27 protein-coding genes are annotated in these 26,592 nt (G+C 67.2%); 9 read left to right on the top strand and 18 right to left on the bottom strand.

Annotated features, from left to right (window positions below; all coding sequences use genetic code 11):
• The first annotated feature begins 76 nt into the window (after nt 1-76).
• Nucleotides 77-1,936 (top strand): DUF885 domain-containing protein, encoded by a 1,860-nt coding sequence (locus JT720_RS10720; protein ID WP_205481424.1) that lies wholly within the window; start codon nt 77-79, stop codon nt 1,934-1,936.
• Nucleotides 1,937-2,083: 147 nt separating this feature from the next.
• On the opposite strand, the gene JT720_RS10715 is transcribed toward JT720_RS10720, so the two are convergent.
• A complete protein-coding gene (locus tag JT720_RS10715) occupies nt 2,084-2,578 on the bottom strand; it encodes an AsnC family transcriptional regulator (protein ID WP_205481234.1) in 495 nt (164 codons plus the stop codon).
• A 73-nt stretch (nt 2,579-2,651) separates the two neighbouring features.
• Between JT720_RS10715 and JT720_RS10710 the strand changes: the two genes are divergently transcribed.
• On the top strand, nt 2,652-2,828 hold the full coding sequence (locus JT720_RS10710; RefSeq protein WP_205481233.1) for a hypothetical protein: 177 nt from the start codon (nt 2,652-2,654) through the stop codon (nt 2,826-2,828).
• A gap of 24 nt (nt 2,829-2,852) precedes the next feature.
• Nucleotides 2,853-3,920, top strand: a complete 1,068-nt coding sequence (locus tag JT720_RS10705) for a S41 family peptidase (protein WP_237219862.1) — start codon at nt 2,853-2,855, stop codon at nt 3,918-3,920.
• Here JT720_RS10705 and JT720_RS10700 read toward each other — a convergent pair.
• A complete protein-coding gene (locus tag JT720_RS10700; RefSeq protein ID WP_205481231.1) occupies nt 3,917-5,521 on the bottom strand; it encodes a lysine--tRNA ligase in 1,605 nt (534 codons plus the stop codon). The two genes, JT720_RS10705 and JT720_RS10700, sit on opposite strands and share 4 nt — an antisense overlap.
• A 115-nt stretch (nt 5,522-5,636) precedes the next feature.
• On the opposite strand from JT720_RS10700, the gene JT720_RS10695 reads away from it, so the two are divergent.
• The gene (locus JT720_RS10695) at nt 5,637-5,954 is read left to right on the top strand and encodes a DUF6481 family protein (protein ID WP_205481230.1); all 318 of its coding nucleotides are present in this window, start codon (nt 5,637-5,639) and stop codon (nt 5,952-5,954) included.
• Between the two features lie 90 nt (nt 5,955-6,044).
• Here JT720_RS10695 and JT720_RS13870 read toward each other — a convergent pair whose 3' ends face one another.
• Nucleotides 6,045-6,590, bottom strand: coding sequence for a TM2 domain-containing protein (locus tag JT720_RS13870; RefSeq protein ID WP_237219800.1), 546 nt, complete (start codon nt 6,588-6,590; stop codon nt 6,045-6,047).
• 114 nt (nt 6,591-6,704) lie between these two features.
• Here JT720_RS13870 and JT720_RS10685 point away from each other — a divergent pair, with 114 nt between their 5' ends.
• Complete coding sequence (locus JT720_RS10685; RefSeq protein ID WP_205481229.1) at nt 6,705-9,449, top strand: helicase C-terminal domain-containing protein; 2,745 nt, start codon at nt 6,705-6,707, stop codon at nt 9,447-9,449.
• Here JT720_RS10685 and JT720_RS10680 read toward each other — a convergent pair.
• The 8 genes from JT720_RS10680 to JT720_RS10645 all read right to left on the bottom strand — a co-directional run bounded on the left by JT720_RS10680 (nt 9,393) and on the right by JT720_RS10645 (nt 16,486).
• A complete protein-coding gene (locus JT720_RS10680; protein WP_205481228.1) occupies nt 9,393-9,788 on the bottom strand; it encodes a MerR family transcriptional regulator in 396 nt (131 codons plus the stop codon). The genes JT720_RS10685 and JT720_RS10680 overlap by 57 nt on opposite strands.
• Before the next feature lie 14 nt (nt 9,789-9,802).
• Nucleotides 9,803-10,141: an integration host factor subunit alpha gene (locus JT720_RS10675; protein ID WP_237220041.1), complete on the bottom strand. Its 339-nt coding sequence runs from the start codon at nt 10,139-10,141 to the stop codon at nt 9,803-9,805.
• A gap of 110 nt (nt 10,142-10,251) precedes the next feature.
• Nucleotides 10,252-11,214: a beta-ketoacyl-ACP synthase III gene (locus JT720_RS10670; RefSeq protein ID WP_205481227.1), complete on the bottom strand. Its 963-nt coding sequence runs from the start codon at nt 11,212-11,214 to the stop codon at nt 10,252-10,254.
• Entirely contained in the window at nt 11,211-12,230 is a 1,020-nt protein-coding gene (gene plsX, locus JT720_RS10665; RefSeq protein WP_205481421.1) for a phosphate acyltransferase PlsX, read from the bottom strand. The genes JT720_RS10670 and plsX overlap by 4 nt, the downstream gene beginning before the upstream one ends.
• 74 nt (nt 12,231-12,304) lie before the next feature.
• Nucleotides 12,305-12,484, bottom strand: coding sequence for a 50S ribosomal protein L32 (rpmF, locus tag JT720_RS10660; RefSeq protein WP_192585465.1), 180 nt, complete (start codon nt 12,482-12,484; stop codon nt 12,305-12,307).
• A 142-nt stretch (nt 12,485-12,626) separates the two neighbouring features.
• Nucleotides 12,627-13,259 (bottom strand): MBL fold metallo-hydrolase, encoded by a 633-nt coding sequence (locus JT720_RS10655; RefSeq protein WP_205481420.1) that lies wholly within the window; start codon nt 13,257-13,259, stop codon nt 12,627-12,629.
• 29 nt (nt 13,260-13,288) lie between these two features.
• Complete coding sequence (locus JT720_RS10650; protein ID WP_205481226.1) at nt 13,289-15,211, bottom strand: S9 family peptidase; 1,923 nt, start codon at nt 15,209-15,211, stop codon at nt 13,289-13,291.
• Between the two features lie 9 nt (nt 15,212-15,220).
• Nucleotides 15,221-16,486, bottom strand: a complete 1,266-nt coding sequence (locus tag JT720_RS10645; RefSeq protein WP_205481225.1) for a dipeptidase — start codon at nt 16,484-16,486, stop codon at nt 15,221-15,223.
• A gap of 61 nt (nt 16,487-16,547) precedes the next feature.
• On the opposite strand from JT720_RS10645, the gene JT720_RS10640 reads away from it, so the two are divergent.
• Entirely contained in the window at nt 16,548-18,266 is a 1,719-nt protein-coding gene (locus tag JT720_RS10640; RefSeq protein ID WP_336511996.1) for a chorismate-binding protein, read from the top strand.
• A gap of 11 nt (nt 18,267-18,277) precedes the next feature.
• Complete coding sequence (locus JT720_RS10635; protein WP_205481224.1) at nt 18,278-18,787, top strand: hypothetical protein; 510 nt, start codon at nt 18,278-18,280, stop codon at nt 18,785-18,787.
• On the opposite strand, the gene pdeM is transcribed toward JT720_RS10635, so the two are convergent.
• From pdeM to JT720_RS10610, 5 genes are all read right to left on the bottom strand, one after another.
• A complete protein-coding gene (pdeM, locus tag JT720_RS10630) occupies nt 18,784-19,446 on the bottom strand; it encodes a ligase-associated DNA damage response endonuclease PdeM (protein WP_205481223.1) in 663 nt (220 codons plus the stop codon). The two genes, JT720_RS10635 and pdeM, sit on opposite strands and share 4 nt — an antisense overlap.
• 92 nt (nt 19,447-19,538) lie before the next feature.
• The gene (locus tag JT720_RS10625) at nt 19,539-19,994 is read right to left on the bottom strand and encodes a 3'-5' exoribonuclease (protein WP_205481222.1); all 456 of its coding nucleotides are present in this window, start codon (nt 19,992-19,994) and stop codon (nt 19,539-19,541) included.
• Nucleotides 19,995-20,002: 8 nt separating this feature from the next.
• The gene (locus tag JT720_RS10620) at nt 20,003-20,284 is read right to left on the bottom strand and encodes a hypothetical protein (protein ID WP_237219802.1); all 282 of its coding nucleotides are present in this window, start codon (nt 20,282-20,284) and stop codon (nt 20,003-20,005) included.
• Nucleotides 20,285-20,423: 139 nt separating this feature from the next.
• Nucleotides 20,424-22,838: a ligase-associated DNA damage response DEXH box helicase gene (locus tag JT720_RS10615; RefSeq protein WP_205481418.1), complete on the bottom strand. Its 2,415-nt coding sequence runs from the start codon at nt 22,836-22,838 to the stop codon at nt 20,424-20,426.
• A complete protein-coding gene (locus tag JT720_RS10610) occupies nt 22,835-23,035 on the bottom strand; it encodes a hypothetical protein (protein WP_205481221.1) in 201 nt (66 codons plus the stop codon). The genes JT720_RS10615 and JT720_RS10610 overlap by 4 nt, the downstream gene beginning before the upstream one ends.
• Nucleotides 23,036-23,102: 67 nt before the next feature.
• Between JT720_RS10610 and JT720_RS10605 the strand changes: the two genes are divergently transcribed.
• Entirely contained in the window at nt 23,103-24,098 is a 996-nt protein-coding gene (locus JT720_RS10605; protein WP_205481417.1) for a ligase-associated DNA damage response exonuclease, read from the top strand.
• Between the two features lie 211 nt (nt 24,099-24,309).
• Here JT720_RS10605 and JT720_RS10600 read toward each other — a convergent pair whose 3' ends face one another.
• Nucleotides 24,310-24,681, bottom strand: a complete 372-nt coding sequence (locus JT720_RS10600; protein ID WP_205481220.1) for a hypothetical protein — start codon at nt 24,679-24,681, stop codon at nt 24,310-24,312.
• 133 nt (nt 24,682-24,814) lie between these two features.
• Between JT720_RS10600 and JT720_RS10595 the strand changes: the two genes are divergently transcribed.
• Nucleotides 24,815-25,066: a CsbD family protein gene (locus JT720_RS10595; protein ID WP_205481219.1), complete on the top strand. Its 252-nt coding sequence runs from the start codon at nt 24,815-24,817 to the stop codon at nt 25,064-25,066.
• Between the two features lie 134 nt (nt 25,067-25,200).
• Here the strand turns inward: JT720_RS10595 and pgmG are convergent, their stop codons facing one another.
• A complete protein-coding gene (gene pgmG, locus JT720_RS10590; protein WP_205481218.1) occupies nt 25,201-26,580 on the bottom strand; it encodes a phosphoglucomutase/phosphomannomutase PgmG in 1,380 nt (459 codons plus the stop codon).
• Nucleotides 26,581-26,592: the final 12 nt, after the last annotated feature.

Genomic DNA, 26,592 nt, shown 5'->3' with positions numbered 1-26,592 from the left:
TCGAAGGAAGCATTGCGCCTGATGCGGCGCGCCCGCTTGCCACCGACACCTGCACCATATCGCCTGGGGATCCTTGATGAAGCTTCGCCTGCTGCTGCTTGCCTCCTCGACTGCAACCCTGGTGGCCTGCGCCACCGCCCCCCAGGCCGATCCGCTGCTGACGCCGCCCGTAACCGAAACGCCAGCCGCCGCGCCGGCCGCTCTGAGAGCAACGGCCGAGAGCGAAAAGGCGAAGCTTTGGGCATTGTTCAAGCAGAGCGACGAGGACAATCTCCGGCGAAACCCGATCAATGCGTTGTTCCGTGGCGACCAGCGCTATGCCGACCGGCTCGGCGACTTCATCAGCGACGAATATTATGCGGCCGAGAAGGCGGCGGCCGAGCAGGACCTGGCTGCGCTGGCCGCGATCGACCGGTCGGTCCTGAACCCCACCGACCAGCTGGCCTACGACACGTTCAAGTTCACCACCGAGGATACTCTGCGCGGTTATCAGCCGGACCTGCTCGCCTTGACGCGAGTCCGGCCGATGAATCACTTCTTCGGCATCCATACCTTCTACCCGACGCTGGCGAGCGGGCAGGGTGGGGCGCCGTTCACCACCCTCGCGGACTATGAGAACAACCTGAAGCGTCACAAGGACTTCGTGACCTTCCTGGACCGGGCGATCGGCCGCTGGCGCGAGGGCATGGCGAGCGGGGTGGTCGACACCAAGCTGACGGTCCGCAACATGATCGAGCAGCTCGACACGCAGCTGAAGCAGAAGCCGGAGGATTCTCCCTACTACGGCCCCATCAAGAAGTTTCCGGACGGCATCTCCGCGTCGGACCGGACGCGGCTGGCGGCGGAGTATCGCACGGCAATCACGGGCGAGCTGTACCCGGCCCTGAAGCGGGTGCGGGATTTCCTGCGCACCGAATATCTGCCGGCGGCGCGTGAGGGCGTTGGCCAGATGTACATGAAGGGTGGGGACAAGCTCTACCGCTATCAGGTGCAGTCGACGACGACGCTTCCCATGACCCCCGAAGAGATCCACGAACTGGGCCTGAAGGAGGTCGCGCGGATCACGACGGAAATGGAGAAGGTCCGGCAGGAGGTTGGGTTCAAGGGGACGTTGCAGCAGTTCTTCAATCACCTGCGGACCGACCCGAAGTTCAAGGCCAAGAGCCGCGAGGCGCTGACCCAGCGCTACTATGACGTGGGCAAGGCGGTCGACGCGAAGCTTCCGCAATATTTCTCCACCGTGCCCAAGACCAAGCTGGAGATCCGCCCCTACGAGCCTTTCCGTGAGAAGTTCGAAGCCGGCGGGAGCTACAGCCAGGGCACGCCGGACGGCTCGCGGCCGGGCATCTTCTACTTCAATGCGTACGACCTGCCGTCGCGCACGACTCCGGGCATCACGACGCTCTACCTTCACGAGGGTGCGCCGGGGCATCACTTCCAGATCAGCCTGGCCCAGGAGAACGAGGCGCTGCCGTCGTTCATGCGGTTCGGCGGGAACACGGCCTTTGTCGAAGGCTGGGCGCTCTATGCCGAGACGCTGGGCTACGACATGGGCTTCTACCAGGACCCCTACCAGCGGATGGGCACGCTCGACGACGAGATGCTGCGCGCGATGCGGCTGGTGGTCGACACCGGCATCCACTCGAAGGGGTGGGGCCGCGACCAGGCGATCCAGTACATGCTGGACCACAGCAGCATGGGGAAGACCGACGCCACCGCCGAGGTCGAGCGCTACATCGCGATCCCGAGTCAGGCGACCGCGTACAAGGTCGGCGCGCTGACGATCCAGCGGCTGCGCCAGAAGGCCGAGGCGGAGTTGGGGCCCAAATTCGACATCCGCGACTTCCACGCGCAGGTGCTGATGACGGGCGCGTTGCCGCTGACGATCCTCGAGCAGAAGATCGACCGCTGGATCGCGGAGCGCAAAGCCTCCTAGGCCGCTTACCCCGCGTGGGGCCTTCGGCCGAGATGGCCGAAGAGGTCGGTGCCGAGGCCGCGAAGTGCAGTGATGCAGCTCGGGCGGAGATCGCGGTGACGCGGGCAGAGCATTCGAGGGCAGGCCGAGAGGCCCGCATAGGCTGGCTCAGGAGCCGCTCAGGCGAACGAACGGCGCGAACTTGAGCTCGCGCTTGACGAAGCTGGTCTCGTAGCGGCGCACGGTTGCGTCGGTCGCGAACAGGCGTTCGGCCTCCTCGACGAACGCGTCCATGTGTTCGCAGCTGAGCAGGGCGAGCAGGTCGTAGGTCCCACTGATCTCGTACACGAACTGGACTTCCGGGGAGGTGTGCAGACGTCGCAACAGCGCGTCCTTGCCCGCCCGGTCGGCATGTTCTCCAAGCTGGACCAGCACCAGCGCGCGCAGTCGCTTGTCGGTCAGCTTGGGTGAGAGCAGGGCGACGGTGCGGGCGATCCAGCCCTCGTGCCGAAGCCGCCGCATCCGCCTGGCGATGGCGGAAGGGGACAGGGGCACCGACTCCGCCAGCTGTTCGGCCGTGCGGGAGTCGTCGCGCTGGACCTGGTCGAGGAGGGCGAGATCGAAATCGTCGAGCATCGGGGCAGTGGTGCCAAATTCTGGCACGATGTGCACCCGCAAAGCGCGCAAAGAACCTGAAGGCGGGCGTAAGATCAGGCTCGGAGGTCATGAGGTTCCCATGCGTCTCATTGCCATGATGATGTTCGCGGCCATGTCGGCCCAGCTTCCCGCCGCCGACACGCGCGTCCATTCCCTCGCCGGCGGACCGGCCTGCTCCCAGGAGCGCAGCCCGCCGCAGATCGGCGCGAAGGAGGGCACCTACGCCTTCTTCGCGGTCCCCGCCGTCTCCCTCTGATCGTTCAGGAGTTCTGCATTGCCAATGCGTCTTTCGCTGACCTTGCTGCTGACCGCGGCTGCCCCGTTCCCGTCCGTCGCCCAGACCGCCGTGCCGGCCACTCCGTTGCAGGCGCCCGTGGTCGCGCCGTTCGTGAAGGCAGAGGCGGAGAGCGTCGTCTCCGCGCTCGCGAAGCAGTTGGAGGAGGATTACGTCTTCCCGGACATCGCCAAGCGCTACGCGACCATGCTGCGCTCCAACCTGGCGGCCGGGAAGTATTCCTCGTTCGCCGATGCCGGCGCCTTTGCGAAGCAGGTCAGCGAAGACCTTGCCGCCGTTCACCCCGACGGGCACCTCGATCTCAAGCCGCCGCGCCTGGACAAGGGTGGCGAACGCCGGCCGAGCCGCTCGCTGGATCCGTCGAAGGCGATCACCAGGTCGGGCTGGATCGCTCCTGGCGTGGCCTATATCGGGTTCGAGCTCTTCCCGAGCGATGAGGCGACTGCAGCCAGGCTGCGGACGTTCCTCGAGCAGCACAAGGATGCAAAGACGCTGATCCTGGACGCCCGGGCCCACCATGGCGGCGGGCTGGGCGAAATGGACGTCATCTTCCCCTACCTGTTCGCCACCCCGACGGAGCTGGTGCGCATGGACACGCGCGTCTCCGTCGAGCAGCGCATGGGCAGCCCGGTCGCCGACATTCCGACGGTCCGCAAGATGGACGGCCCTGAAGGGGTCGTGCGGCGCGCCCACTGGGCCACGCCGGGCGCCGTCACTCCGTTGCGGGAGGCGAAGGTCTTCGTGCTGACCTCGAAGAAGACCGCCTCCGCCGCCGAGCATTTTGCGCTCTCGCTGAAGCGGACCGGTCGCGCGACGCTGATCGGAGAGACCACCTATGGCGCGGGCAACTATGGTGGCCTGGCCGACCTGGGCCACGGCTATTCTGCGTTCATCCCGGTCGGGCGGACGTTCGACCCGGACACCGGCGAAGGCTGGGACGGCGTGGGCATCAAGCCCGATGTCGCCGTGGCCGCGGACGAGGCGCTGGACGAAGCCCTGAAGCGAGCCGGTGTGAGCGGGGACGCCAAGCTGGCGCTCGCCAACCTCCGCTAGGCGGAGGCGAGCGCCTCCGCGATCAGCTTGCGGCTGTTGTCGATCCCGTAGAGTGCGATGAAGCTGCCCATGCGGGGGCCCTGGCTGCTGCCGAGGAGCGTCTCGTAGAGCGCCTGGAACCAGTGGCGGAGGCTCTCGAAGGGATACTTCTTGCCGATCTCGAACACCTCGTTCTGGAGGGCTTCGGCGTTCGCGGCTGCGGGCAGGGTCGCGAGATGCGCGTCGAGATCGCGTAGTGCATCCACCTCATGCCCGATCGGAGCGCGCCGCTTCAGCGTCGGCACCACGAAGTCCCGCGCATAGTTGACCGCTACGCCGATCAGCTCGTCGAGGTCGGGACTGGCCTCGGGCGAGCAGGCCGGATTGTAGCGTTGGACGAACTTCCAGGCCGTCTCCTTGTCGTGGCAGCCGGGCAGGCTGACGAGGTTCAGCAGCAGGCCGAAGCTGACCGGCAGGCTGTACGGCGCCGGCACCTGGCCGTCGTGGATATGGTGCACCGGATTGCCGAGGCGCTGCTCGACCGGCTGCTCGGGCCACTTCTCGCGGAACTGCCAATATTCGTCGACCGCGCGCGGAATGAGGCCGAGGTGGAGGCTTTTGGCCTTCTTCGGTTCGCGGTAGAGGTAGAATTCCAGGCTCTTCTCGCTGCCGTAGGTCAGCCACTCGTCGAGACTGAGCCCGTTGCCCTTCGACTTGGAGATCTTCTCGCCCTTTTCGTCGAGGAACATCTCGTAGTTGAAACCCTCGGGCGGCCGGCCGCCGAGCACCCGCGCGATCTTGCCGGACTGGATGGTGGAGTCGATGAGGTCCTTGCCCGCCATCTCATAGTCGACGCCGAGCGCCACCCAGCGCATCGCCCAGTCGACCTTCCACTGCAGCTTGGAGAGGCCACCGAGCGCCGATTGCGTGACCTCGGTCCCGTCTTCGTCGGTGAAGGCGATGGTGCCGGCCTCCGCATCGACGACGCGAACCGGCACCTGCAGCACGCGGCCCGTCGTGGGGGAGACGGGGAGCACGGGCGAGTAGGTCTGCCGCCGCTCCTCGCGCAGGGTCGGGAGCATGACCCCCATGATGTCGTCGAACTTACGCAGCACCTGGCGCAGCGTCTCGTCGAAGCGACCGCTGGCGTAGCAGTCGGTGGCGCTGAGGAACTCGTACTCGAAGCCGAACCGGTCGAGAAAACGCCGCAGCATCGCATTATTGTGGTGCGCGAAGCTCTCGTACTCGCCGAACGGGTCCGGCACCCTGGTCAGCGGGCGGCCGAGATGCTCGGCCAGCATCGCGCCGTTGGGCACGTTGTCTGGCACCTTGCGCAGGCCGTCCATGTCGTCGCTGAACGCGATCAGCTTGGCCGGCGCACCACCCGCGAGTGTCTGATAAGCGTGCATCACCCAGGTGGTGCGCAGGACCTCCGTGAAGGTTCCGATGTGCGGCAGGCCCGAGGGTCCGTAACCCGTCTCGAACAGCATGGGAGCCGCTCGCCCTGAGCCTGCCGAAGGGTCCGGCTTCCCATCCGGCCAGCGCTTCAGCAGCTTGCGCGCTTCCTCGAACGGCCAGGCCTTGGAGGTGAGAGCAGCAGTGCGGAGAGCGTCGTCGGTCATGCCCGCCGCATGTCCCTTCGCACCTGCGAAGGCAAGTCCCGCTCCCGGCCGAGCTGTGCTAGGGCCCCCGGCGATCGTCTTTCCGAATTGGAAGGAGGCAGGAGACACGAACTCGATGGCTTACAAGATTCCCACGTTCCAGGATCGCGCCGGTCAGGCAGCCGCCGCCAAGCAGAAGGCTTTGGAGAAGCTGCGCGCCAAGCCTGCGCCCAGCCCGGAGGTGATTGCCGAGCAACTGGCGGCTGAAGGGCGGCGCAGGGCGGCGCAGGCGGAGAAGGCCGCTGCTCGCAAGGCCGCGCGGGAGGCCGAGAAGGAAGCCGCCGCGCAAGCCAAGGCGACCGCTGCAGCCAAGGCTGCCAAGCCCGAGCTCACCGAAGCGGAGCGCAAGGCTGCCCGCGACGCCCGCTACGCTGCCCGCAAGGCCCGGAGGTAGGGAGCTGACACTCCCGGGGGGCGAAACAATCGTTTGGCGACCGGCGTCGGGCGTAGCGGTTGCGACGCCCTTGCGGATGACGTCCGCCGCTTAGGCGAACACTGTCGAGAGAGATCGGTTGGCACCGACCTGCGCATGACGGCGTCGCAGGCCCGGGATCAGGAAAGCATCCACGACGCACCAGATCATCCAAACCAGGATCATCGCGGCCCAGAGCGGTGGGACGGCGACATCGCCAACCCACATCGAGCTGGTCTTGGACATGACCGCACCAAGCAGAAGACCACCCCAGAAGAGACCGAGCATGGCGGCGCCCGAGCGGTAAGCTCCCAGGTAGAAGCGGTGCGCCGCGAAGGTGGCTCCGAACCACCAGAGCAGGTAGGCGACAGCGAGGCTTTTCATCGGCTTGGCGACGGTGGGCTGAAGCAGCGCGGCCGACTCGTATGCGGACAAGGGGGCAGGTGCCGGCTCCGAACTCTTCCGGCTGCGTTCGGCGGCGAGGAAGGCGCGAGCTTGGGGCGAGAGGCCGTGATCGGCTGCGGCGGTGGCTTGCCGAACTGGCTGCGCGGCACCGAATTGCTGCCGCGCCGAGGAGTCCGTGCCGCCAACTGAACCCTTTCGCCCAAAGCCCGTCATCTTCAACTCTCCTCGAGGACGGCCGAGCATAGCCGCTGCACTTTAACGATGGTTTACCGCCGCCTTGGCTGATCCGCTGTTGCCCTTTCGTTCTCGAAGGCTACATCGAGGCGAGTGGCCGCTCCGCTCCGCCTTCCCGCGCTTCATGCGACCCATGCCGGCATCTGGATCGCGGGTGAGAATGGCGTGCGCGAGGCGAGCCGGGGCGAGGCGATCGGCCAAGCGGCCGAAACTCCGCACATCCTGCTGAACGCCCCGCTGGTCGGGCAGCGGCTCGGTTATCCCGATATCAGCGGCCTCGACCTGCTGGAGCTGTTCGCCTTCGTCCACCCGGCGCGGTTCGCGGTGCCAACGGTCACGGGGATGGCGCGGGCGGTGGGACTGGTCCCTGCGACAGGCTCTGGTCAAGCGCCGATGAGCGATGCGGAGGCGGCTGCACTGCTACCGCAGATCGCAGAAGCCTTGCTGGCAGTCCTCGCCGATCCGGCATGGGCGGCGCGAGAGGGCGCGTGGACCAGCAATGCGACGTTGCATCGGCTCGGCTGGGGCTGGGCCGGGATCATCGGTTCGCGGCTTGCCCGGCCGGAGCGCGCCGAGCGGATGCTCTTTTCCCGGCTGCCGCAGTGGGAGGAAACCGGCGATCGCCCGCCGCCGCGCACCATCCGAATCGCGGAGACTGAAGCGCAGGAGCGGCTCGCTGCCCTGACCGGGCGCGGCGCGGAGGTGCGCGAGGGACAGCGTGCGTTCGCCGGGGCGGCGGCCTCAGCCTTCGCGCCCCGCGAGCGCAAGGACGCGCCCAACATGCTGCTGGCAGAGGCCGGCACCGGGATCGGCAAGACGCTGGGCTATCTCGCGCCCGCGTCACTGTGGGCGGAAAAGGCGGGAGGGGCGGTGTGGGTGTCAACCTACACCAAGGCGCTGCAGCGGCAGCTCGATGCGGAAGGCGCGCGGCTGGTGCCGGACGAGGCCGAGCGCCGCCGCCGGATCGTCGTGCGCAAGGGGCGCGAGAATTACCTGTGCCTGCTCAACCTGGAGGATGCGTCGCAGGGCGCCTTCTCCGGCCGGGCGGCGGTGCTGGCGCAGCTGGTCGGGCGCTGGGCGGCTTACACCAAGGACGGTGACATGGTTGGCGGGGACCTGCCGGGCTGGCTGCCGAGCCTGTTCCGCCGTGCGGGCTCCACCGCGCTGACCGACCGGCGGGGCGAGTGCGTCTACGCGGGCTGCCCTCACTACCGCCGCTGCTTCATCGAGCGGGCGGAGCGGGCCAGCCGGGACGCGGACCTGGTGATCGCGAATCACGCGCTGGTGATGGTCAGCGCGGCGCGTGCCCGAATGACTCGCCCGCCCGAGCGGATCGTGTTCGACGAGGGTCACCACCTGTTCGACGCGGCCGATTCGACCTTCGCCGTTGCGCTCACAGGGCAGGAAACGATCGAGCTGAGGCGGTGGATCGTGGGGCCGGAAGGCAAGTCGCGGGGGCGGCGGCGGGGGCTTTCAGCGCGGCTGATGGACGTGGCGAGCTACGACGAGCAGGGGGCGCAGGCGCTGGAGGCGGCGGTGGACGCCGCCCGGGCGCTCCCGTCGGACGGCTGGATCGGGCGGATCGTGGAAGGCGCGCCGTTCGGGCCGCTGGAGCGCCTGTTCGGCCAGGTTCGCGGCACCGTCTACGCCCGGGCCCGGGCCGAAGATGCCGGCTACGGGCTCGAGACGGAGCTGGCCGAGCCGGACGGCGACCTGGTGGCGGCCGCTGCGGATGCGCTGGAGGCGCTTGAGGGCTTGCTGAAGCCGCTGGCTGCGCTGGGGCGACGGTTGGAAGCGGTGCTGGAGGATGCGCCGGACTGGCTCGACTCGGCCGCACGGGCGCGGGTCGAGGGTGCCATAGCCGGGCTGACCTGGCGGGCGGCCGCGGTGCAGGCCTGGGCGCAGTTGCTGGCTCGGGTGGGGGGAGCGGCGGACCCGGATTTCGTCGACTGGCTGAACGTCGACCGGATCGAGGGGCGTGAGCTGGACATCGGCTTGCAGCGGCGCTGGCTCGACCCGACCCGGCCGCTGGCGAAGACCGTGCTGGAGCCGGCGCATGGGGTGCTGGTCACCTCGGCGACGCTCAAGGGCGGCGGTGGCGACTGGGCTGCGGCCGAGGCCCGGACCGGTGCGGCGCACCTGCCGGCGCCCGTGCAACGGTTCGAGGCGGCGAGCCCGTTCGACTATGCCGCCAATGCCGAGGTACTGATCGTCACGGACGTCAAGCAGGGCGACTTGGCGGCGCTGGCCGGTGCTTATGCCCGGCTGATTGAAGCGTCGGGCGGCGGCACTCTGGGCCTGTTCACCGCCATCCAGCGGCTGAAAGCGGTACATGCGCGGATCGCGGACCGGCTCGCGCGGGAAGGCTTGCCGCTGCTGGCCCAGCATGTCGACCCGATCGACACCGGCACGCTGGTGGACATCTTCCGCGATGACCCGCGGGCCAGCCTGCTCGGCACCGACGCGCTGCGGGACGGGGTGGACGTGCCCGGCGAATCGCTGCGGCTGGTGGTGATGGAGCGGATCCCCTGGCCTCGCCCGACCGTGCTGCACGCCGCGCGGCGGATGGCCTCGGGCGGTTCCGCCTACGACGACCGTGTGATCAAGGCGCGGCTGGCGCAGGCGTTCGGGCGGCTGATCCGGCGGCAGGGCGACCGCGGGCAGTTCGTGATCCTCTCGGCCGCCTGCCCGTCGCGCTTCCTCAGTGCCTTCCCGGAAGGAGTGCCGGTGCACAGGCTGACGCTCGACGCAGCGCTGGAACGGGTGCGAGCGGCGGGGCGCTCAGGCATCCAGCGCGAGGGCGAGATTCTCTCGGACGGCGCGGAGATCGTCCGCTGAGACTGCGGCGGTCGGGGCCAATGCGGGCGGCGGTGGAACCGGAATCCGCGTCCTGTCGGGGGTGGGCTCAGAAACGGGGGACGCTTCTGCTGCGGAGCCGTTGGCCAGCAGCTTCTGCACGCCGCGAACGGTATAGCCTTCCTGGTTGAGCAGGCGGTGGATTCGACGCGCGAGTTCCACGTCGGCCGGCCGATAGTAGCGCCGGTTGCCGGCCCGCTGCAGCGGCCTCAGCTGGGGGAACTTGCTTTCCCAGTAACGCAGGATGTGCTGGGCGACTCCCAGCTCCTCCGCCAGTTCGCCGATGGTGCGAAAGGCATCCGGAGCCTTGGTGGTCACCACGGGGCGCGCGCTCCTTAAGCGCCGCGCGCGACCTTGTCGCGCATCATCTGGCTGGCGCGGAAGGTCATGACCCGGCGGGGCGCGATGGGTACCTCGACACCGGTCTTGGGATTGCGGCCGACGCGCTCACCCTTGTCGCGCAGGATGAAGCTGCCGAAGCCGGAGATCTTCACATTCTGCCCGTCCGCGAGAGCAGCGCACATGTGATGGAGGAGCCGCTCGACCATGCTGGCAGACTCCGCCCGCGACAGTCCAAGCTGCCGGTGGACGACATCGCTCAAGTCGGCACGGGTCAACGTGCCCCCGTGCATCTCCACATTGTGCCCGGACCGGGCCACACCCGCATCGGCCATTCTCGTTCTCCGCCCCCCTTTTTGGCGCCCCGCTGGCGCGCCTTGCTCAGCACGCTAACCGAAACAACTCGCGTCGGCAAATCGGCTGCGATTGCCGCGAGTTAAACCCGTTAGAAACGCATCGCCGCCGCGCCCCAGGTGAAGCCGCCGCCCATGGCTTCCAGCACCACCACGTCTCCGTGCTTGATGCGTCCATCCTTCACCGCCACGTCCAGCGCGAGCGGCACGGAGGCAGCCGAGGTGTTGGCATGACGATCGACCGTCAGCACGACTCGCTCCGGCGAGAGGCCGAGCTTGCGCGCCGTGGCGTCGATGATGCGGGCGTTCGCCTGGTGGGGCACGACCCAGTCGACATCGTCCGGCGTCAGGCCGGATGCCTCGAGCACTTCGCCGAGGACGTCGGCGAGGTTCACGACCGCATGGCGGAAGACCTCACGGCCCTTCATCCGCAGCTTGCCGACGGTGCCGGTGGTCGAAGGACCGCCGTCCACGTAGAGCATATCGCCATGCCGCCCGTCCGCGTGCAGCCGGGTAGCGAGGATGCCGCGATCCTCCGTGTCTTCGGCGCGAAGCACCACCGCGCCGGCGCCATCACCGAACAGCACGCAGGTGGTGCGGTCTTCCCAGTCGAGGATGCGGCTGAACGTCTCCGCGCCGATCACCAGCGCGGTGCGGGCATTGCCGCCGCGCAGCATCGCGTCGGCGACAGACAGCGCGTAGAGAAAGCCCGTGCAGACCGCGTGCACGTCGAACGCGATGCAGTCGCGGATGCCGAGCAGCGCCTGCACCTTGGTCGCGGAGGACGGGAACGTCTGGTCGGGAGTCGCCGTCGCGAGGACGATGAGGTCCACCTCGGTTGCGTCCATCCCCGCCTCGGCCAGCGCCTTGCGGCAGGCCTCGGTGGCGAGCGTCGCCGTGGTCTCCCCTTCGCCGGCGATGTAGCGGGTCCGGATGCCGGTGCGCTCGACGATCCACTCGTCCGATGTATCGACCTGTGCGGCGAGTTCGGCGTTGTCGAGCCGCCGCTTCGGAAGCGCGGAGCCGACGCCCGCGATCACGGAACGAAGGGTCATTCTGCCGCTTGCCCATTGGCGAAGGCATGGGCGCGGAAGTTGTCGAGGTCGTCGCCGATCTTTCGCGTGATGTCGTTGCGGACCATCCGCGCGGCCACGCCGATCGCGTTCGCGACACCCTTGGCGTTGGCACTGCCGTGACTCTTCACGACCAGGCCATTGAGGCCGAGGAAGACCGCGCCGTTGTGGTTGTTCGGATCGAGATGCACCTTGAGCATGTGCAGCGCGGGCTTGGACAAAGCGAAACCCGCCTTCGACCGCAGCGACGAGGTGAACGCCCGCTTCAGCAGGTCGGTAACGAAGCGGGCAGTTCCCTCGGCGGTCTTGAGCGCGATGTTGCCGGAGAAGCCGTCGGTGACGACCACATCCACCTTGCCGCGCGACAGCTGGTCGCCTTCGGTGAAGCCGTCGAATGCGAACGGCAGATAGCTCGCTTCGCGGAGCAGGGCAGCGGCATCCTTCAATTCGTCCGTGCCCTTCAGTTCTTCGGTGCCGATGTTGAGCAGCTTTACCCGCGGCCGGCGGATGCCCTGCACGGTGCGGCTATAGGCCGCCCCCATGACGGCGAACTGAACGAGGTTCTGGGCGTCGCATTCGGTGTTCGCGCCGAGGTCCAGCATGACGCAATCATGCTCCCCCAAGGTGGGGAGGAGGGCCGCGAGTGCGGGCCGGTCGATCCCGGGCATCGTCCGCAACGCCAGCTTGGCGATGGCCATCAGCGCACCGGTGTTGCCGGCGGACAGCGCGGCATGGGCAGCACCGTCTTTCACGGCATTGATGGCCATGCCCATGGACGTCGTGCGCGCTCGGCGCAGCGCCTGGCTGGGCTTCTCGCTCGATTCGATCGAGTCAGGGGCGTGGAGGATCTCGGCCGAACCGGCCGGGAAGGCATGGCGCTCCAGCTCCGCGCGCACGCGGGCTTCGTCACCGACCAGAAGGAAGCGGAGCGAACGGTCGGACTTCAGGGCGCGCGCCATTCCACCCAGCATCGCGGCCGGGCCGGCATCGCCTCCCATGGCGTCGATCGCAATCCGCGGCGCCCCGAGAGATCCGGCGCTTTCCGGGTTGCGGGTCACGGACGTTGGAACCGTCAGGCCTCGGTCGAAACGATTTCGCGGCCGTTGTAGTGGCCGCAGGCCGTGCACAGGTTGTGCGGAAGCTTCAGCTCACCGCAGTTCGAGCACTCCTGAAAGCTGGCGGGCGTCAGCGCGTGATGGCTGCGACGCATGTTGCGCTTCGACGGCGAGGTTTTTCTCTTAGGGACGGCCATTGCGGCACCTGTTTCTTCAAGCGGTCAAAAAAAGATGCGACGATCCATGCCATGCTCAACGGGACATGCCCCGCGGCGGCGATGGGTCGTCGCGAACGGGGTGCCCTATAGCGTAAAGCTAAGGAAGCGCAAGCGCTTCGGCTCAGGCCGCCAACGCGCGATCCGAAACGAAAGGATTGGATGCCCGCTCACGCCCGAAGGTCGACATCGGCCCGTGGCCTGGAATGAACATCGTATCGCTGCCCATGGGCCAAAGGCGGGTGCGGATCGAATCGATCAGGGCCTGGTGATCGGACCGCGGAAAGTCCGTGCGGCCGATGGAGCCGGCGAACAGCACGTCCCCGACGATCGCCAGCCTGGAGGCGGGGTGATGGAAGACGACGTGTCCCGGAGTGTGACCGGGACAATGGTGCACATCCAGCGTCAGATCGCCGATCGTGACCGTATCTCCCTGGACCAGCCAGCGCGAGGGTTCGAATGGTCGGCCCTCGATGCCGTAGCGTGCCCCATCCTCCGCCAGCGTGGCGATCAGCCAGCGGTCCTCCTCGTGCGGTCCCTCAATGGGAACGCCGAGGTCCTCCGCCAGGATTCCCGCAGCGCCCGCATGATCGATGTGGCCGTGGGTGAGGATGATCTTCTCGACCGTGACGCCCGTTTTCGCGATCGCGTCCTTGATCCGTGGCAGGCCCCCGCCGGGGTCGACGACCGCCGCCTTCATGGTGGCGGTGCACCAGACGAGGCTGCAATTCTGCTGCAGCGGCGTCACCGGGATCATGGCCGCGCGGAGCGGCGGGTTAGGCTCGGTCACTTCAGGAGGTTCTTCTGCCAGAACAGGAGGGTCGCCCAGAACAGATAGTCCTGGTTCTCCTTCTTCGCGAATCCATGGCCCTCGTTCTGGCCGGTCAGGTACCAGACCTCATTGCCGCCGCTGCGGACCGCCTTGACGATCTGGTCGGCCTCCGACGCGGGGACACGCGGGTCGTTTGCGCCCTGCACCACGAATAGCGGCGCCTTGATCTCGCTGACGCGGCGAAGGGGCGAAATTTCCTCCAGCTTGGCGCGCTGCGCGGGATCACGCTCATCGCCATATTCCACGCGGCGCAGGTCGCGGCGGTAGCTCTGTGTGTTTTCCAGGAATGTGTTGAAGTTGGAGATGGCAACGACACACAGGGCACCGTCGAAGCGGGTATTGTAGCGGATCGCCGAGGCGTAGCACATGTAGCCGCCATAGGAGCCGCCGGTCACACCCATGCGCTCCGCATCTAAGCGGGGGTCGGCAGCCAGCCGCTCGAGGAAGGCGCCGACGTCCTTGACGCTGTCCTCCCGCTTGAAGGGGCCGTTGTCGAGGCTGACGAACCGCTTGCCGTAGCCTGTGGAGCCGCGGACGTTGGGGTAGAAGACGGCGATCCCGAGCTCGTTGATGAGGTAGTTGGTGCGGCCGAGGAAGCCGGGGCGGGTCTGGCTTTCCGGGCCGCCGTGAATGTTGACGATCAGGGGTCGTTTGCTCGGGAAGCGTTTGGCGTCCGGGCGATAGAGGAAGCCGCTCACTGTCTCCCCGTCGAAGCTCTTCACCTCCACCAGTTCGGGCTCGACGTTGCGGGCGGGATCGAGGCCGCCGGTCTCGCTTTCGGTCCAGCGCGTGACCTTCAGTGTCTTCGGGTCTACGGCATAGGCATCCGAGGGGCTGCGGGCAGAGGTCAGGGTCAGGCCAAGCGTTCCCCAGGGTGCGAACTCGAGCCCGCCGGCGACACCGACCGGCAGGCTGGTGACCGGGCGCACGCGCCGGCTGGCCACGTCCATGAGGTAGAGGCGGCTGATGCCGGCCTCGTTCACGACGTACGCGATGGTGCGGCCATCGTGAGAGATCTCGATCTCCTCGACGTCCCAGCGACTTGGTGCCGAGACGGGCGTGAACTTGCCGGTGGTCGGGTAGAGAATGCCGAGCCGCTGCGTGTCCGATCCCTCGTCGGAGGTGACCCACAAGGTGCCGTCCGGCGCGAACTTGCCCCCACCGTAGGCAATGTCCTTGGAGTGGTCGCCGATGGGGCTCAGCGCGCCGGTCGTGAGGTCGAGCAGGTAGGGATCGCTGTTGGTGATCGACTGGTAGTTGATCACCGCGGCGCGCCGCCCGTCCGGCGCGAAGTCGGCGATGCCCCAGCCGCCGCCCTTGACCTGCGCAACCATCCGGTTGGTGGAAGGATTGCGCGGATCGACCACATAGAGGTCGGAATCCGTGCCGTTGCGGCGGGTCGAGCTGTAGGCGAGCATGCGGCCGTCCTTGCTCCACGGACCCATTTCGTTGCGGCTCTTGCCATCGGTCAGGAGGTTCAGCCGGCCGTTGGCGAGCGTGTAGATCTGGTAGAACTCGTCGCCACCATTGTCCTTGGAGACGGCGAGGACATCACCCTGCGGCGACCAGCGCCCACCGAGCGGCTCGGCCTCGAAGCTGATCTGGCGGCGCATCATCAGCGGCCCGGCGACACTATGGAGCTGCGAGACGTTTCCGAACCGGGTGCTGATCAGCATGGAGCGGTCGCGGGCGTTCCAGCCGGAGAAGCCGGCGGTGCGGAATTCCATGTAGGGTCGGGCGGCGACGGCAAGCTCCTGCGGGATGGCAGGCATGCCGTCCGCGACAAGCGCCGCCGGCCTGGGCGCATCGGCCGCCAGCAACGGGGTGGGGAGAAGGGCGGCGGTCGCGGCCAGCGCGATGCGGAGCGGCTTGATCATGCGGCCTGCTTAAGGGGCAGTTTTCTCCACCTCAAGCACGGCCATCGACGGGGGCACGTCCTTCATCGAACGGGAGACCGCCTCGGCCTGGCGCATGACCCGCAGGAGGTTGCCGCCCGCCAGCTTGGCCAGGTTCCGGTCGCTCCACCCGCGGCGGATCAGCTCGGCGAACAGGCGGGGATAGTCGTCCACGCCCTCGAGACCGGCGGCTGTGAACGGCACGCCGTCGAGATCGCCGCCGATCCCGACATTGTCATAGCTGGTGGACGCCGCGAGCCGCTCGATGTGATCGGCGACGAGGCTCACGTCCATTGCAGGTCGCGGATTGGCGGCGTCCCATGTCTCAAGCCCTTCGGCCACCTTAGAGGCACCGTCGGGGTAAAGGCTCTTCAGCCGGGCTTCCTCGCCGGCGCGATTGGCGTTCCACTGGCGCACCTGCTCGGACAGGAAGACGGGATAGAAGTTCACCATCACCACGCCGCGATTGAAGGCGAGCTGTCGAAGGACGTCCGCGGGAACGTTGCGCGGGTGGTCGGCGATCGACTTCGCGTTGGAGTGCGAGAAGATCACCGGGGCGCGGCTCAGCTGGATGGCGGCGATCGCGGTCTCGGGTGACACGTGGCTGAGATCCACCAGCATCCCGAGCCGGTTCATCTCCTTGACCACCTCCTGACCGAACGGAGAAAGGCCCTGGTGCTGCGGCTCGTCCGTGCCGCTGTCGGCAACCGTGTTGGTCTTGGTGTGGGTGAGCGTCATGTAGCGCACGCCAAGGTCATGGAAGCGGCGCAGGGCCGCCATGGAATCGCCGATCTGGTGAGCGCCTTCCATGCCGATCAGCGAGGCGACGCGGCCCTTGCGATGCGCCCGCACGATATCGTCGGCAGTGAGCGCAAGCTGCAGGTCCTTGGGGTAGGCATCGATCATCCGGCGCGTGAGATCGATCTGCTCGATCGTCATCTGGATCGCCTCCGCTCCAGTGACCGACGCTGGGATGTAGACCGACCAGAATTGTCCGCCCACTCGCCCGGCATGCAGCCGCGCTATGTCGGTCATCAGCGGCTTTTCGAGCTTGTCGGTCCCGCTGGCGAGATTGTCGACGCGGCTGCCGTACTTTTCCCGAAGTTCGCCTGGCAGATCATTGTGTCCGTCGATCAGGGGTGTGCGCTTGAGGATCCGGTCGATCCGCTTGGCGATGGCGGGATCGAGTGGCTGGGTCTGAGCGGCGGCGGGAGTTGCGAGCAGGGCAAGGACTGCGGCGACGAGCAAAGGGCGCATGGGCTCTCCTGATTGAAGGGCGAGCTTTACGAAGCCGCGGGCCAGCGGGCAAACGGGGCCGGTGGACCCGCCATTTCTCCTGTTCGACGATGCGCGCACGCCTGGGGTGCATGCCCGGTTGTATCACCGTCCTGTCGAGGAGGTGGTGGCGTGGCGGATGGAGGAGGTGCTGCCGGCACTGGACCGGCTGCAGCAGGCGGTTCGCAGTGGCTCGCACGCGGCCGGCTTCATGGCGTACGAGGCGGGGTACGCGCTCGACCCGGCGCTGCTGGCTGCTGCTCGCCAGGGTTCCGGGCCGCTCCTGTGGTTCGGTCTCTTCGACGGGTTCGAGCAGGTGGATGCCGCAGCCTGGCTGCCACCCGGGGAGGGTGCCTTTGCCGCATCGCCCCGACCGCGGATCAGCCCCGCGGAATATCTGCGCGCAGCGGAGAGGGTTCGCGATCACCTCTATGAGGGCGATTTCTACCAGGCGAACCTGACGTTCGGCTGTGACGTGCCATTCGCAGGCGATCCGCTGGCGCTCTACCGGCGGCTGCGGGAGGCAAGTGCGGCCGCCTGGGGCGGGGTGGTACGGTTGCCGGACCGCTGGCTGCTCTCGCTGAGCCCGGAGCAATTCTTCACGCTTCGCAACGGCGTGATCGAAGCCAAGCCCATGAAGGGCACCGCGCCGCGCGATGCTGCGCCCGAGACGCTGACCGCAGACGCCAAGAGCCGGGCCGAGAACCTGATGATCGTCGACCTGCTCCGCAACGACCTCGCCCGCGTTGCCGTTGCCGGCAGCGTGGCCGTGCCGGAGCTGTTCGCGGTGGAGCGGTTTCCGACGCTCCAGCAGATGGTGAGCCGGGTGACGGCGAGGCTGGCGCCGGGGCTGGACGCGGTCGACGTACTCCGCACCATCTTTCCGTGCGGCTCCGTTACGGGTGCGCCCAAGATCGCGGCCATGCTGGCGCTGCGGGAGCTCGAGCCGGAGCCGCGTGGTGCGTACACGGGGGCGATGGGCTGGATCGAGCCTGAAGGTGATGCTTCGTTCAACGTGCTGATCCGGACGCTCGAGATCGGTCCGGAGGAGCGACCGGCGCACCTCGGGCTCGGATCGGGGCTTGTCGTAGACTCGTGTCTCCGCGATGAGTGGGACGAGTGCCTCAGCAAGGGAGCCTTCGTGACCCGGTCCATGCCTGCCGTCGACCTGCTGGAAACGATGCGGTTCGATCCCGAAGAGGGGATTGTCGAACTCGACCGACACCTCGACCGGCTCGGCAAGGCGGCGACGACGCTGGGGTTCCGCTACAATCGCCATGCGGCCCGCAACGAGCTTCAGGCGGCGACATTCGGGCGCAAGCAGAAGGCGATGGCCCGGCTGATGCTCTCGCCCACTGGAATCATGTCGGTGGAGGTCAGGCGGATCGAGGCGCCCGACGAGCTTCCAGTCACGGTCGCCGTGCTTCCGCTGCCCGTGTCGGCGGATGATTTCCGCATCCGCCACAAGACGAGTGACCGGAGTTTCTACGACGAGGCCCGACGGGCCGGCGGAGCCTATGAGTCGATCTTCGTGGACCAGGATGGTTTCGTGACGGAAGGGACGTTCAGCTCCGTCTTCGTGGAGCGGGACGGCAAGCTGGTGACACCACCACTGAATCGCGGCCTGCTCCCCGGGATCCTCCGCGCCAAGCTGATCGACGAGGGGCGGGCCGAGGAGGGCGACGTGCGCGTTGAAGACCTGTCGGGCGGTTTCCTCATCGGCAACATCGTTCGCGGACTCATTCCAGCGAGGCTCAAATGATCGGGTTTATCTTGCGTTGGCTGTTTGTGCTGGGGCTGGTCGCCTCCCCCGCGGCGGCTCAGCCCCGGCCCTTCGAGGGCAAGAGCGGCAATCTCGCCGCGCGCCTGATCCTGGTCGACGATCTCGGCGGATTTTGGCGCACGTGGCGCGGGCCCCCGCCGCCCAAGATCCGGGAGACCAACACCGTCACGCCGTTCAAGCCGGTTCATGCGCTGCTGATCCTCACCGGCTGCAGGGCGGCCTCGAACGGCAAGTGCAATGTGGGGGTCACCTTCTCGATCATGGGTCCCGACAAGAAGACCTACGGCAAGGGAACCACCGGGACCGCCTACAGCGGACCTCCGGCGAAGGGCACCAACCTGCTCGCATCGCCGGGCGCCCTGACGATGAAGATCGAGGCGAGCGATAAGCCCGGACCGTATCTGATCCAGGCGGTGGTGACGGACCGGGTCACCGGTGCCAGGGTGACCTTGCGCCGGGGCGTGATCGCCGGCGTGCCGCGCAAGGCTCCCACCACCTAAGCGGCGAGCGGGAAGCGCAGCATCCGGTCGGCGACGGGAACGAACGCCGCCGCTTCCGGACCGACCTTTCGACGGATCTCCGGGTGGCCGGCATCGAGGCCGCCCGTGAGCGCACCGAATGCCGGCAGGATCAGCTTGGCGGACGAGCCCACGTAGCAGCGCCGCGACACGTTCCGACCCTTGAGCTGCAGCCGCAGCTTGGGGTGATAGTGGCCGCTGATCTCCGGCCGGGGGTCCGCGGGATCCGCTTCGTGACGCAGCAGCACACCCGCAACCTCCGCTTCCTCCAGCAGCCGTCCGCCGCAATGGTCGGCGAAGCCGGGGTCGTGGTTGCCGAGAATCCAGGTCCAGTCGAGCCTTGCGGTCAGCGCCAGCAGCATGGCGCGGGCCTCTTCCGGCAAGCGGTCGCAGCCGAAGCGGTCGTGGAAGCTGTCGCCAAGGCAGTAGAGCCGCTCGACTCCCGCCCGCTCGACGATGGCCGTCAGCGCGGCGAGTGTCGCCTGGCTGTCGTAAGGCGGGAGGAACTGGCCGAGGCGGGCGAACCAGCTCGCCTTTTCAAGGTGCAGGTCGGCCACCAGCAGCGCCCGCTCGGCCGGCCAGTGAAGCGCGCCTTGCGGGTCGGCGAGGAAGTCGTGGCCAGCGAACGAAAAGGGAACCATGATGACGCTTTAGCTTCCGGCTTCACCCTTCGACAAGCTCAGGGTGAGCGCAAGGCTGCTCTCGCGCTCACCCTGAGCCTGTCGAAGCGCAGTCAGTGCTCCAGCCCAAGCAGATGGTCCCGCAAGGACCGTGCGTCGTGAAGCGCATTGTGCGGCACGGTGCTGTTCCGTGCGGTCGAGAAACCTGGCAGCTTCCACAATCGGAAGGTGAGCGCGGGCACGGCGACCATCTGCCCGGGTCCGGTCATCAGCAAGCGGCAGAAGAGCGCGATGTCCTCCGGCCAATCGGCAACGATCTCCACATCCGGGAAGCCCGACAGCCAGGACGACAGGTGGGCTGCAACCTCCAGCGGGTCCTGGGCGGGGTGCTGCAGCCCGACCGGAACGTGGTCGAGATAGGGCTGGACGTTGCGCTGCACCCATTCGTGCAGCGGCTCGGTGCAGGTGACGACCGCGTAGAATTCCTCGCCACCGTCTTCCGGTACGAGGGCGAGGCTGATCAGGCCGCCGCCGAAGCCGTTGTATTCGCAGTCGAGGAAATAGCGCATGCCCGCGCTTAGCGCGGTTGCGGTTCTGGGCAAATGTCCGTGGAGCGTTCCTTGCCCTTGCGACAGCGCTCAGCAAGTTCGCGAGCCTCGCGGCCCCGGCGCTCTTCTTCCCTGCGCAGCTCTCGACCGCGTTTCTCGTCGGCTTCGGACTGGCTAGTGGTGGCGGCATCGACCCCGGCGGACACGACCTTAACCGGCAGCGTGGCAACGTCGACGGCGGTGCTGGCGATGGTGCCGACAACGCAGCCGGACAGGGCCGGGACAAGGAGGACAGGCAGGAGGAACCGCATCCGGCGGTGATGAGTGGGCGGACCTTGCTGCGGGATGAACCCTTCGTTCGTCCTGAGCGGAGCGGCAGCGAAGTCGAAGGGCGCCCTTCGACTGCAGGCCTGCGGCCTTCCGCTCAGCACGAGCGAAGGGAAGACCGGATCAGTCCAGTCGCATCGCTTCCTGAGCCAGCGCTTCGGCCTCGATCAGCAACTGGTCGTCCGCGGTGCCGCTGGGCAGCGCCTCCCGGCCGATGATCACCATCAGGGGCACCGCCATGGGCGTGACGCGGCTGGTGGCGACATGGACCATCTGGTCGGCGGCGCGTTCCACCAATCGGGCAAGGCGGCCCAACTCCGTCATGCGGGCCCGGGCATCCTCCCACGCGGCCTTCATCAGCAGGTGCTCGGGTTCGTACTTGCGAAGCACGTCGTAGATGAGGTCGGTGGAAAAGCTGACCTGCTTGCCGGTCTTGCGCTTGCCCGGGTGCTGGCGTTCCACGAGGCCGCCGATGACCGCGACCTCGCGGAAGGCGCGCTTCAGCAGCATGGACTGCTCCACCCATTCGACGAATTCGCCCTCGAGGATATCGGCGGAGAGCAGGGGCGCAGGATCGTCGATCGGCTCCAGGCCATAGACGGCGATGGCATAGTCGTTGGCGACGAAGCCGAGAGGCTTCAGGCCGGCCTTCTCCATCCGCTTGGTGATCAGCATTCCGAGCGACTGGTGCGCGTTCCAGCCCTCGAAGCTGTACATCACCATGTAATGGCGCTTCTCGTGCGGGAAGGTCTCGACCAGCAGCTCGTCGGGCTGCGGCAGACGGGAGCGGCGCTGCTGGACTTCCAGCCACTCCCGGACATCGTCGGGAAAGCGGTGCCATTCTTGCGGCGAGGCGAGGAACGCCCGGACGCGGTCGGCGAGATGGGTCGTCATGCTCATCCGCTGGCCCCCGTAAGTGACCAGCCGCGCTTCCTTGGCCGAGGCGCGGACCAGGATGTCGCTGTCCTTGAACGAGAGGACCTCGAGGCTGAGGCCGGCGAAGAAGATGTGGTCGCCGACGGTCAGGGTCGACGCGAACCCCTCCTCGACGCGCCCGAGCATGCGACCATTCTTGAAGCGGACGTCGAGCATGGGATTGTCGACGATGATGCCCGCATTCAGACGGTGCTGGAGAGCGACCGCGGGCTTGGTGATGCGCCAGTGGCCCGGCGAATCTTCCACCAGGCGGCGGAACTTGTCGTAGGCGCGCAGGGCATAGCCGCCGGTGGCGATATACTGGAGGACGCGGTCGAACACCTCGTCCGTAAGTCCGGCGTAGGGTGCGGCTGAGCGAATTTCGCGCAGCAGCGCAGCTTGCTCAAACGGGGCGGCGCAAGCGCAGGCGAGGATGTGCTGGGCGAGCGTGTCGAGCGTGCCGGGGCGGAAGACCTCCGGGTCCATCTCCCGTGCGTCCACCGCATCGAGGGCAGCCCGGGCCTCGAGATATTCGAAGCGGTTGCCGGGCACGATCGTGCCCTCGCTCGGCTCGTCGAGCCGGTGGTTGGCTCGGCCGATGCGCTGAAGCAGGCGCGAGCTGCCCTTGGGCGCGCCCATCTGGATGACCAGCTCCACATCGCCCCAGTCGATGCCGAGATCGAGTGACGATGTGCAGACCAGGGCTCGGAGCCGGCCGTCGGCCATGGCAGCCTCGACCTTGCGGCGGGCCTCCAGCGCGAGGCTGCCATGGTGAACGCCGATTGGAAGGGCATTGTCGTTCACCCGCCAGAGGTCTTGGAAGATGAGCTCGGCCAGGCCCCGGGTGTTGCAGAAGACCAAAGTCGTTTTGTGTCGCTGTATCAGATCCATCACTTGGCGTGCAGCGTAGCGGCCGGAGTGACCGGACCAAGGAACGCGGCCTTCGGGGATGAGGATGTCGAGGTGCGGCTCCGCGCCGGGATCGCCGATGACCAGGTCCACCAGCTCCTCGTCGGCGTCGGGTGCTAGCCACTGGCGGTAGGCGTCCGGGTCCGCGACCGTGGCGCTGAGGCCGACGCGGCGGAGGTCGGGAACGATCGCCTGCAGACGGGAGAGCGAGAGGCTCAGCAAATCGCCGCGCTTTTCCCGGGCGAAAGCGTGGATCTCGTCAATCACGATGGTGCGCAGGTTCTCGAACAGGGTGAAGCTGTCCGGATAGCTCAGCAGCAGGCTTAGTGATTCGGGTGTGGTCAGCAGCACCTGTGGCGGGCGGACGCGCTGGCGGGCCTTGCGGTCGGACGGCGTGTCGCCGGTGCGGGTCTCGACCCGGATCGGCAGGCCCATCTCCTCAATGGGAGTGAGGAGATTGCGCTGAACGTCGACCGCGAGCGCCTTCAGCGGCGAGACGTAGAGGGTGTGCAACCCTTCCGCGGGCTGCTCAGCCAGGTCGCAGATGGTGGGGAGGAAACCCGCGAGCGTCTTGCCCGCGCCGGTGGCGGCGACCAGCAGCGCGCTACGGCCCGCGTGGGCGCGCTCCAGCATTTCCATCTGGTGCCGGCGAGGCTGCCACCCGCGTGTCTCGAACCAGCGCGCGACGGGCGCCGGCAGTGCCCCTTCCGTCAGAGGCCGCTGCCGGGATCCCGCTTGTGGATCCGCTGCTCCTCTTCATAGACCCGGCGCGTGCCTTCGTCGGTGGTCGGGTCGTGCATTTCCTGCGAACGCGGCTTGGACCGGAGCATCAGGACGACGATCACCGCCAGCAGCAGCATGGCGCCGATGAAGATCAGGTTCCAATAGTTGACGTCGTTGCCGTCGGCCATCTGAAGCACTCCTTAGCCAAGCGGAACCATGCCGCTTCGTTTCGGGTATAACAACGCGATGCCCCGCTTGGGTTCCTGGATCGAGCCTTTTCCCGAAGGCATCTACGTGCGGCCCGCCGATGCGTGGGTCGATCCGTCGCAGCCGAAGGAGCGGGCGCTGGTCACCCACGGCCACGCCGACCACGCGCGCGGCGGGCACGGGCGGGTGTGGGCGACGCCCGAAACACTGGCGATCATGGGCGTTCGCTATGGCCCGCAGACCGAGTGCCCGGTGGCGTATGGCAAAAGCGTCCAGGTCGGCGAGGTGGAGGTGAGCTTCGTGCCTGCCGGCCATGTGCTCGGCTCGGCGCAGATCGTGCTCGACTACGGGGGCGAGCGGGTGGTGGTGTCAGGCGACTACAAGCGCCGCGAGGACCCGACATGCGAGCCGTTCGTGCCGGTGCCGTGCGACATCTTCATCACGGAGGCGACGTTCGGCCTGCCCGTGTTCCGTCACCCCGATACTGGTGCCGAAGTCGACCGGCTGCTAGCACGGCTGCACGACAATCCGGACCGGTGCGTGCTGGTCGGCGCCTATGCGCTCGGCAAGGCGCAGCGGGTGATCGCTGAGGCGCGGCGGCGCGGACATGAGGAGCCGATCTACTACCATGGTGCGCTCGAGCGGCTGTGCCGGTTGTACCAGGACCTCGGGATCGATCTCGGCGAGCTGCGGCCGGCGACGGGCGTTCCGAAGGCGGAGCTTCAGGGCAAGCTGATCCTGTGTCCGCCTGGCGCGCTCAACGACCGCTGGTCGCGGCGGCTGCCCGATCCGATCACGGCCATGGCCAGCGGCTGGATGCGTATCCGCCAGCGCGCGCGGCAGAAGAATGTCGAGCTGCCGCTGATCGTTTCCGACCACGCCGACTGGGACGAGCTGATCGCCACCATTCGCGAGGTCGCGCCGAAGGAAGTCTGGATCACCCACGGCCGCGAGGATGCGCTGATGCACTGGTGCATGCTCCACCAGATCAAGGCGCGGGAGCTGAACCTTGTGGGGTACGAAGATGACGAGGAGGATGGGTGAGGAGGACGGGATATCAAAATTTGCCTGATGGGGACCTCGCCCCTGCCTCCTGGCTCCCCAATGTTCCCAATGTTCACGGTCGTGCGGAGTTCGACCAAACTGTGCTGCTGAGTTGAGAAGGAGCCTGCGGGGAGCCGCGCCCCGGCTTGGAGCAGGCGCGATCCTACTGTTCAAGGATGGTGTGAATGTCCGCTATGGGCGGAAAGCGGACCTAACCACCAACTCCGGTATGTGGCTCATTTTCGGCCAACGCCTCGGCTTCAGCAAGTAGGCGGCGCAGGGTCGTCATTCCTTCCTCGTCCACCGGCTCCATGACACGGGAAGCCCTTTCGCGGATAGAATTGAGTGCGGCATTGGCAATGGGGATGCTCTGAAAATCGTCCCAGTCCCAGTCGCCGCCAGTGCCCTCAATGAACTCTCGAATGTAGCGCGCAACTTCACTCGCCGTCCTCTGCACCGGGCGCTCAAAAGGCATGGTCACAATCTTCACGACGAAGGCCACTGGGACGATGATGGCCGTCGCGACTATGCCGAAAGCATTCCGCCACAAATTGCCGTCGGAAGCGATTAGCGGTCTGCGCATATGTGAAATTCTAGTGGGAGCACAAAAGTCTGCAATCCGTCGAAAGCAGACACTCCGCTCATTGCCTGGCAGCGTGGCACTTCGTTGCGCCCCCGCGCGTTTGGACGCCGACCATCAAGGAACGGAGTGACACATGAACATCGATACGCTTGCGGGTGAAGGCACGCAGATGAAGGGCAACTTCAAGTCGGCCCTGGGTGATGCGACGGGTGACCCGAAGCTTCGGCAGGACGGCGCGGCCGACCAACTGTCGGGCGGCGTGCGCAAGGGCGTCGGCGCGGTGCGCGACTTTGCCAAGCGGCAGCCGGTGGCAACGGCCGCGGCGGCGGCGTTGTTCGGGTTCGGGCTGCTGAAGACGCTGCGAGGTCGCGGCGCGCGGATTTAGCCTAGCGGCATGGTGGAGAGGGCGGTTGGCCCCTCCACCACCACCGTCGGTGGCGGCGTCGCCCCTCCCCATCAGCTGCGCTGACCGGGAGGTTAAAGGAAGGCAAGCCCTGGATCAGGTCTGGGGTGACGACCTTAGTGGTCCGCCTCGACGCGCTCGATGCCGGATGCGGCGAGTTGGTCGTCGATCTCGGCCATGAGGGCTTCGAGACCGGCGCCGTCCTGGGCTTCGGCGCGGGCGACGAGGACGTCCTGGGTGTTGGATGCGCGAAGCAGCCACCAGCCGTGCTGATTCATGACGCGGGCGCCATCGGTGCGGTCCACGCGGGCGCCGTTGCTGGAGAGGCGCTCAAGCACTTCGTCGATCACCGCGAACTTGCGGCTTTCGTCGACGGGGAAGCGCAGCTCCGGCGTGACCAACGTCTCGGGCATGGCGTCCTTGAGCTCGGTCAGGCTGCGACCGGACTGGCTTACCGCCTCGATCAGTCGCACGGCGGCGTAGAGGGCGTCGTCGAAGCCATACCAGCGGTGCTTGAAGAAGATGTGGCCGCTCATTTCGCCGGCGAGCGGGGCTCCGGTCTCCTTCATCTTGGACTTGATGAGGCTGTGACCGGTCTTCCACATGATTGGCTGGCCGCCGAGTTCGGCGATGCGGTCGAACAGCATCTGGCTGGCCTTGACGTCGGCAATGATCGGCGCGCCGGGATTGTCCTTGAGCACGGGCACGGCAAGGATGGAGACCAGCTGGTCGCCCCAGATCACGCGGCCGCGGCCGTCCACCGCGCCGATGCGGTCGCCGTCGCCGTCGAAGGCGATGCCTAAATCGAGGTTCTTCTCGGCCACCAGGCGCTTGAGGTCTTCCAGGTTCTTCTCGACCGTGGGATCCGGGTGGTGGTTCGGGAACGCGCCGTCGACGTTCGTGTAGAGCGTGTGGTGCTCGCCCGGCAGGCGCTGGATCAGCTTCTCCAGAGCCGGGCCGGCGGCTCCGTTGCCCGCGTCCCATCCGATGCGGAAGCCGTTGCCGGAGAAGTCGGAAACGAGCCGGTCGACGTAGCGGTCCATGACGTCTTCGTCGCTGACCTGGCCTTCGCCCGAGTGCCACTCGCCCGCGGCGGCCCGGCGGCCGAGTTCCTTGATCTCCGCCCCGAACACGGAGCGGCCGTTCAGCAGCATCTTGAAGCCGTTATAGTCGGCCGGATTGTGGCTGCCGGTGATCTGGATTCCGCCGCCGACGTCGAGCTCGTAGGTCGAGAAATAGAGCATGGGAGACGGGCCCATGCCTATGCGGACAGCGTCTATGCCGCTTTCGGTAAGGCCGCGGATGAGGGCGTCCTGCAGGAGCTGCGAGTGCGTCCGCCCGTCCCGCCCGACCGCGAGCCGGGTGACGTTCTCGTCGCGGGCAAGCGAGCCGAAGGTGCGGCCGAGGGCGTAGGCGTCGGCTTCGTGGAGCGTGGAGCCGACGATTCCGCGAATGTCATATTCGCGGAGGATGGTGGGGTCGAAGCTGTGAGTCATTACGGGGCCGAA

It is taken from the genome of Sphingomonas arenae (genome assembly GCF_016924655.1).
Taxonomy (GTDB): domain Bacteria; phylum Pseudomonadota; class Alphaproteobacteria; order Sphingomonadales; family Sphingomonadaceae; genus Sphingomicrobium; species Sphingomicrobium arenae.
The sequence above is the reverse complement of the archived record's forward strand: the minus strand, read 5'-3'. Positions and strand labels throughout refer to the sequence as shown.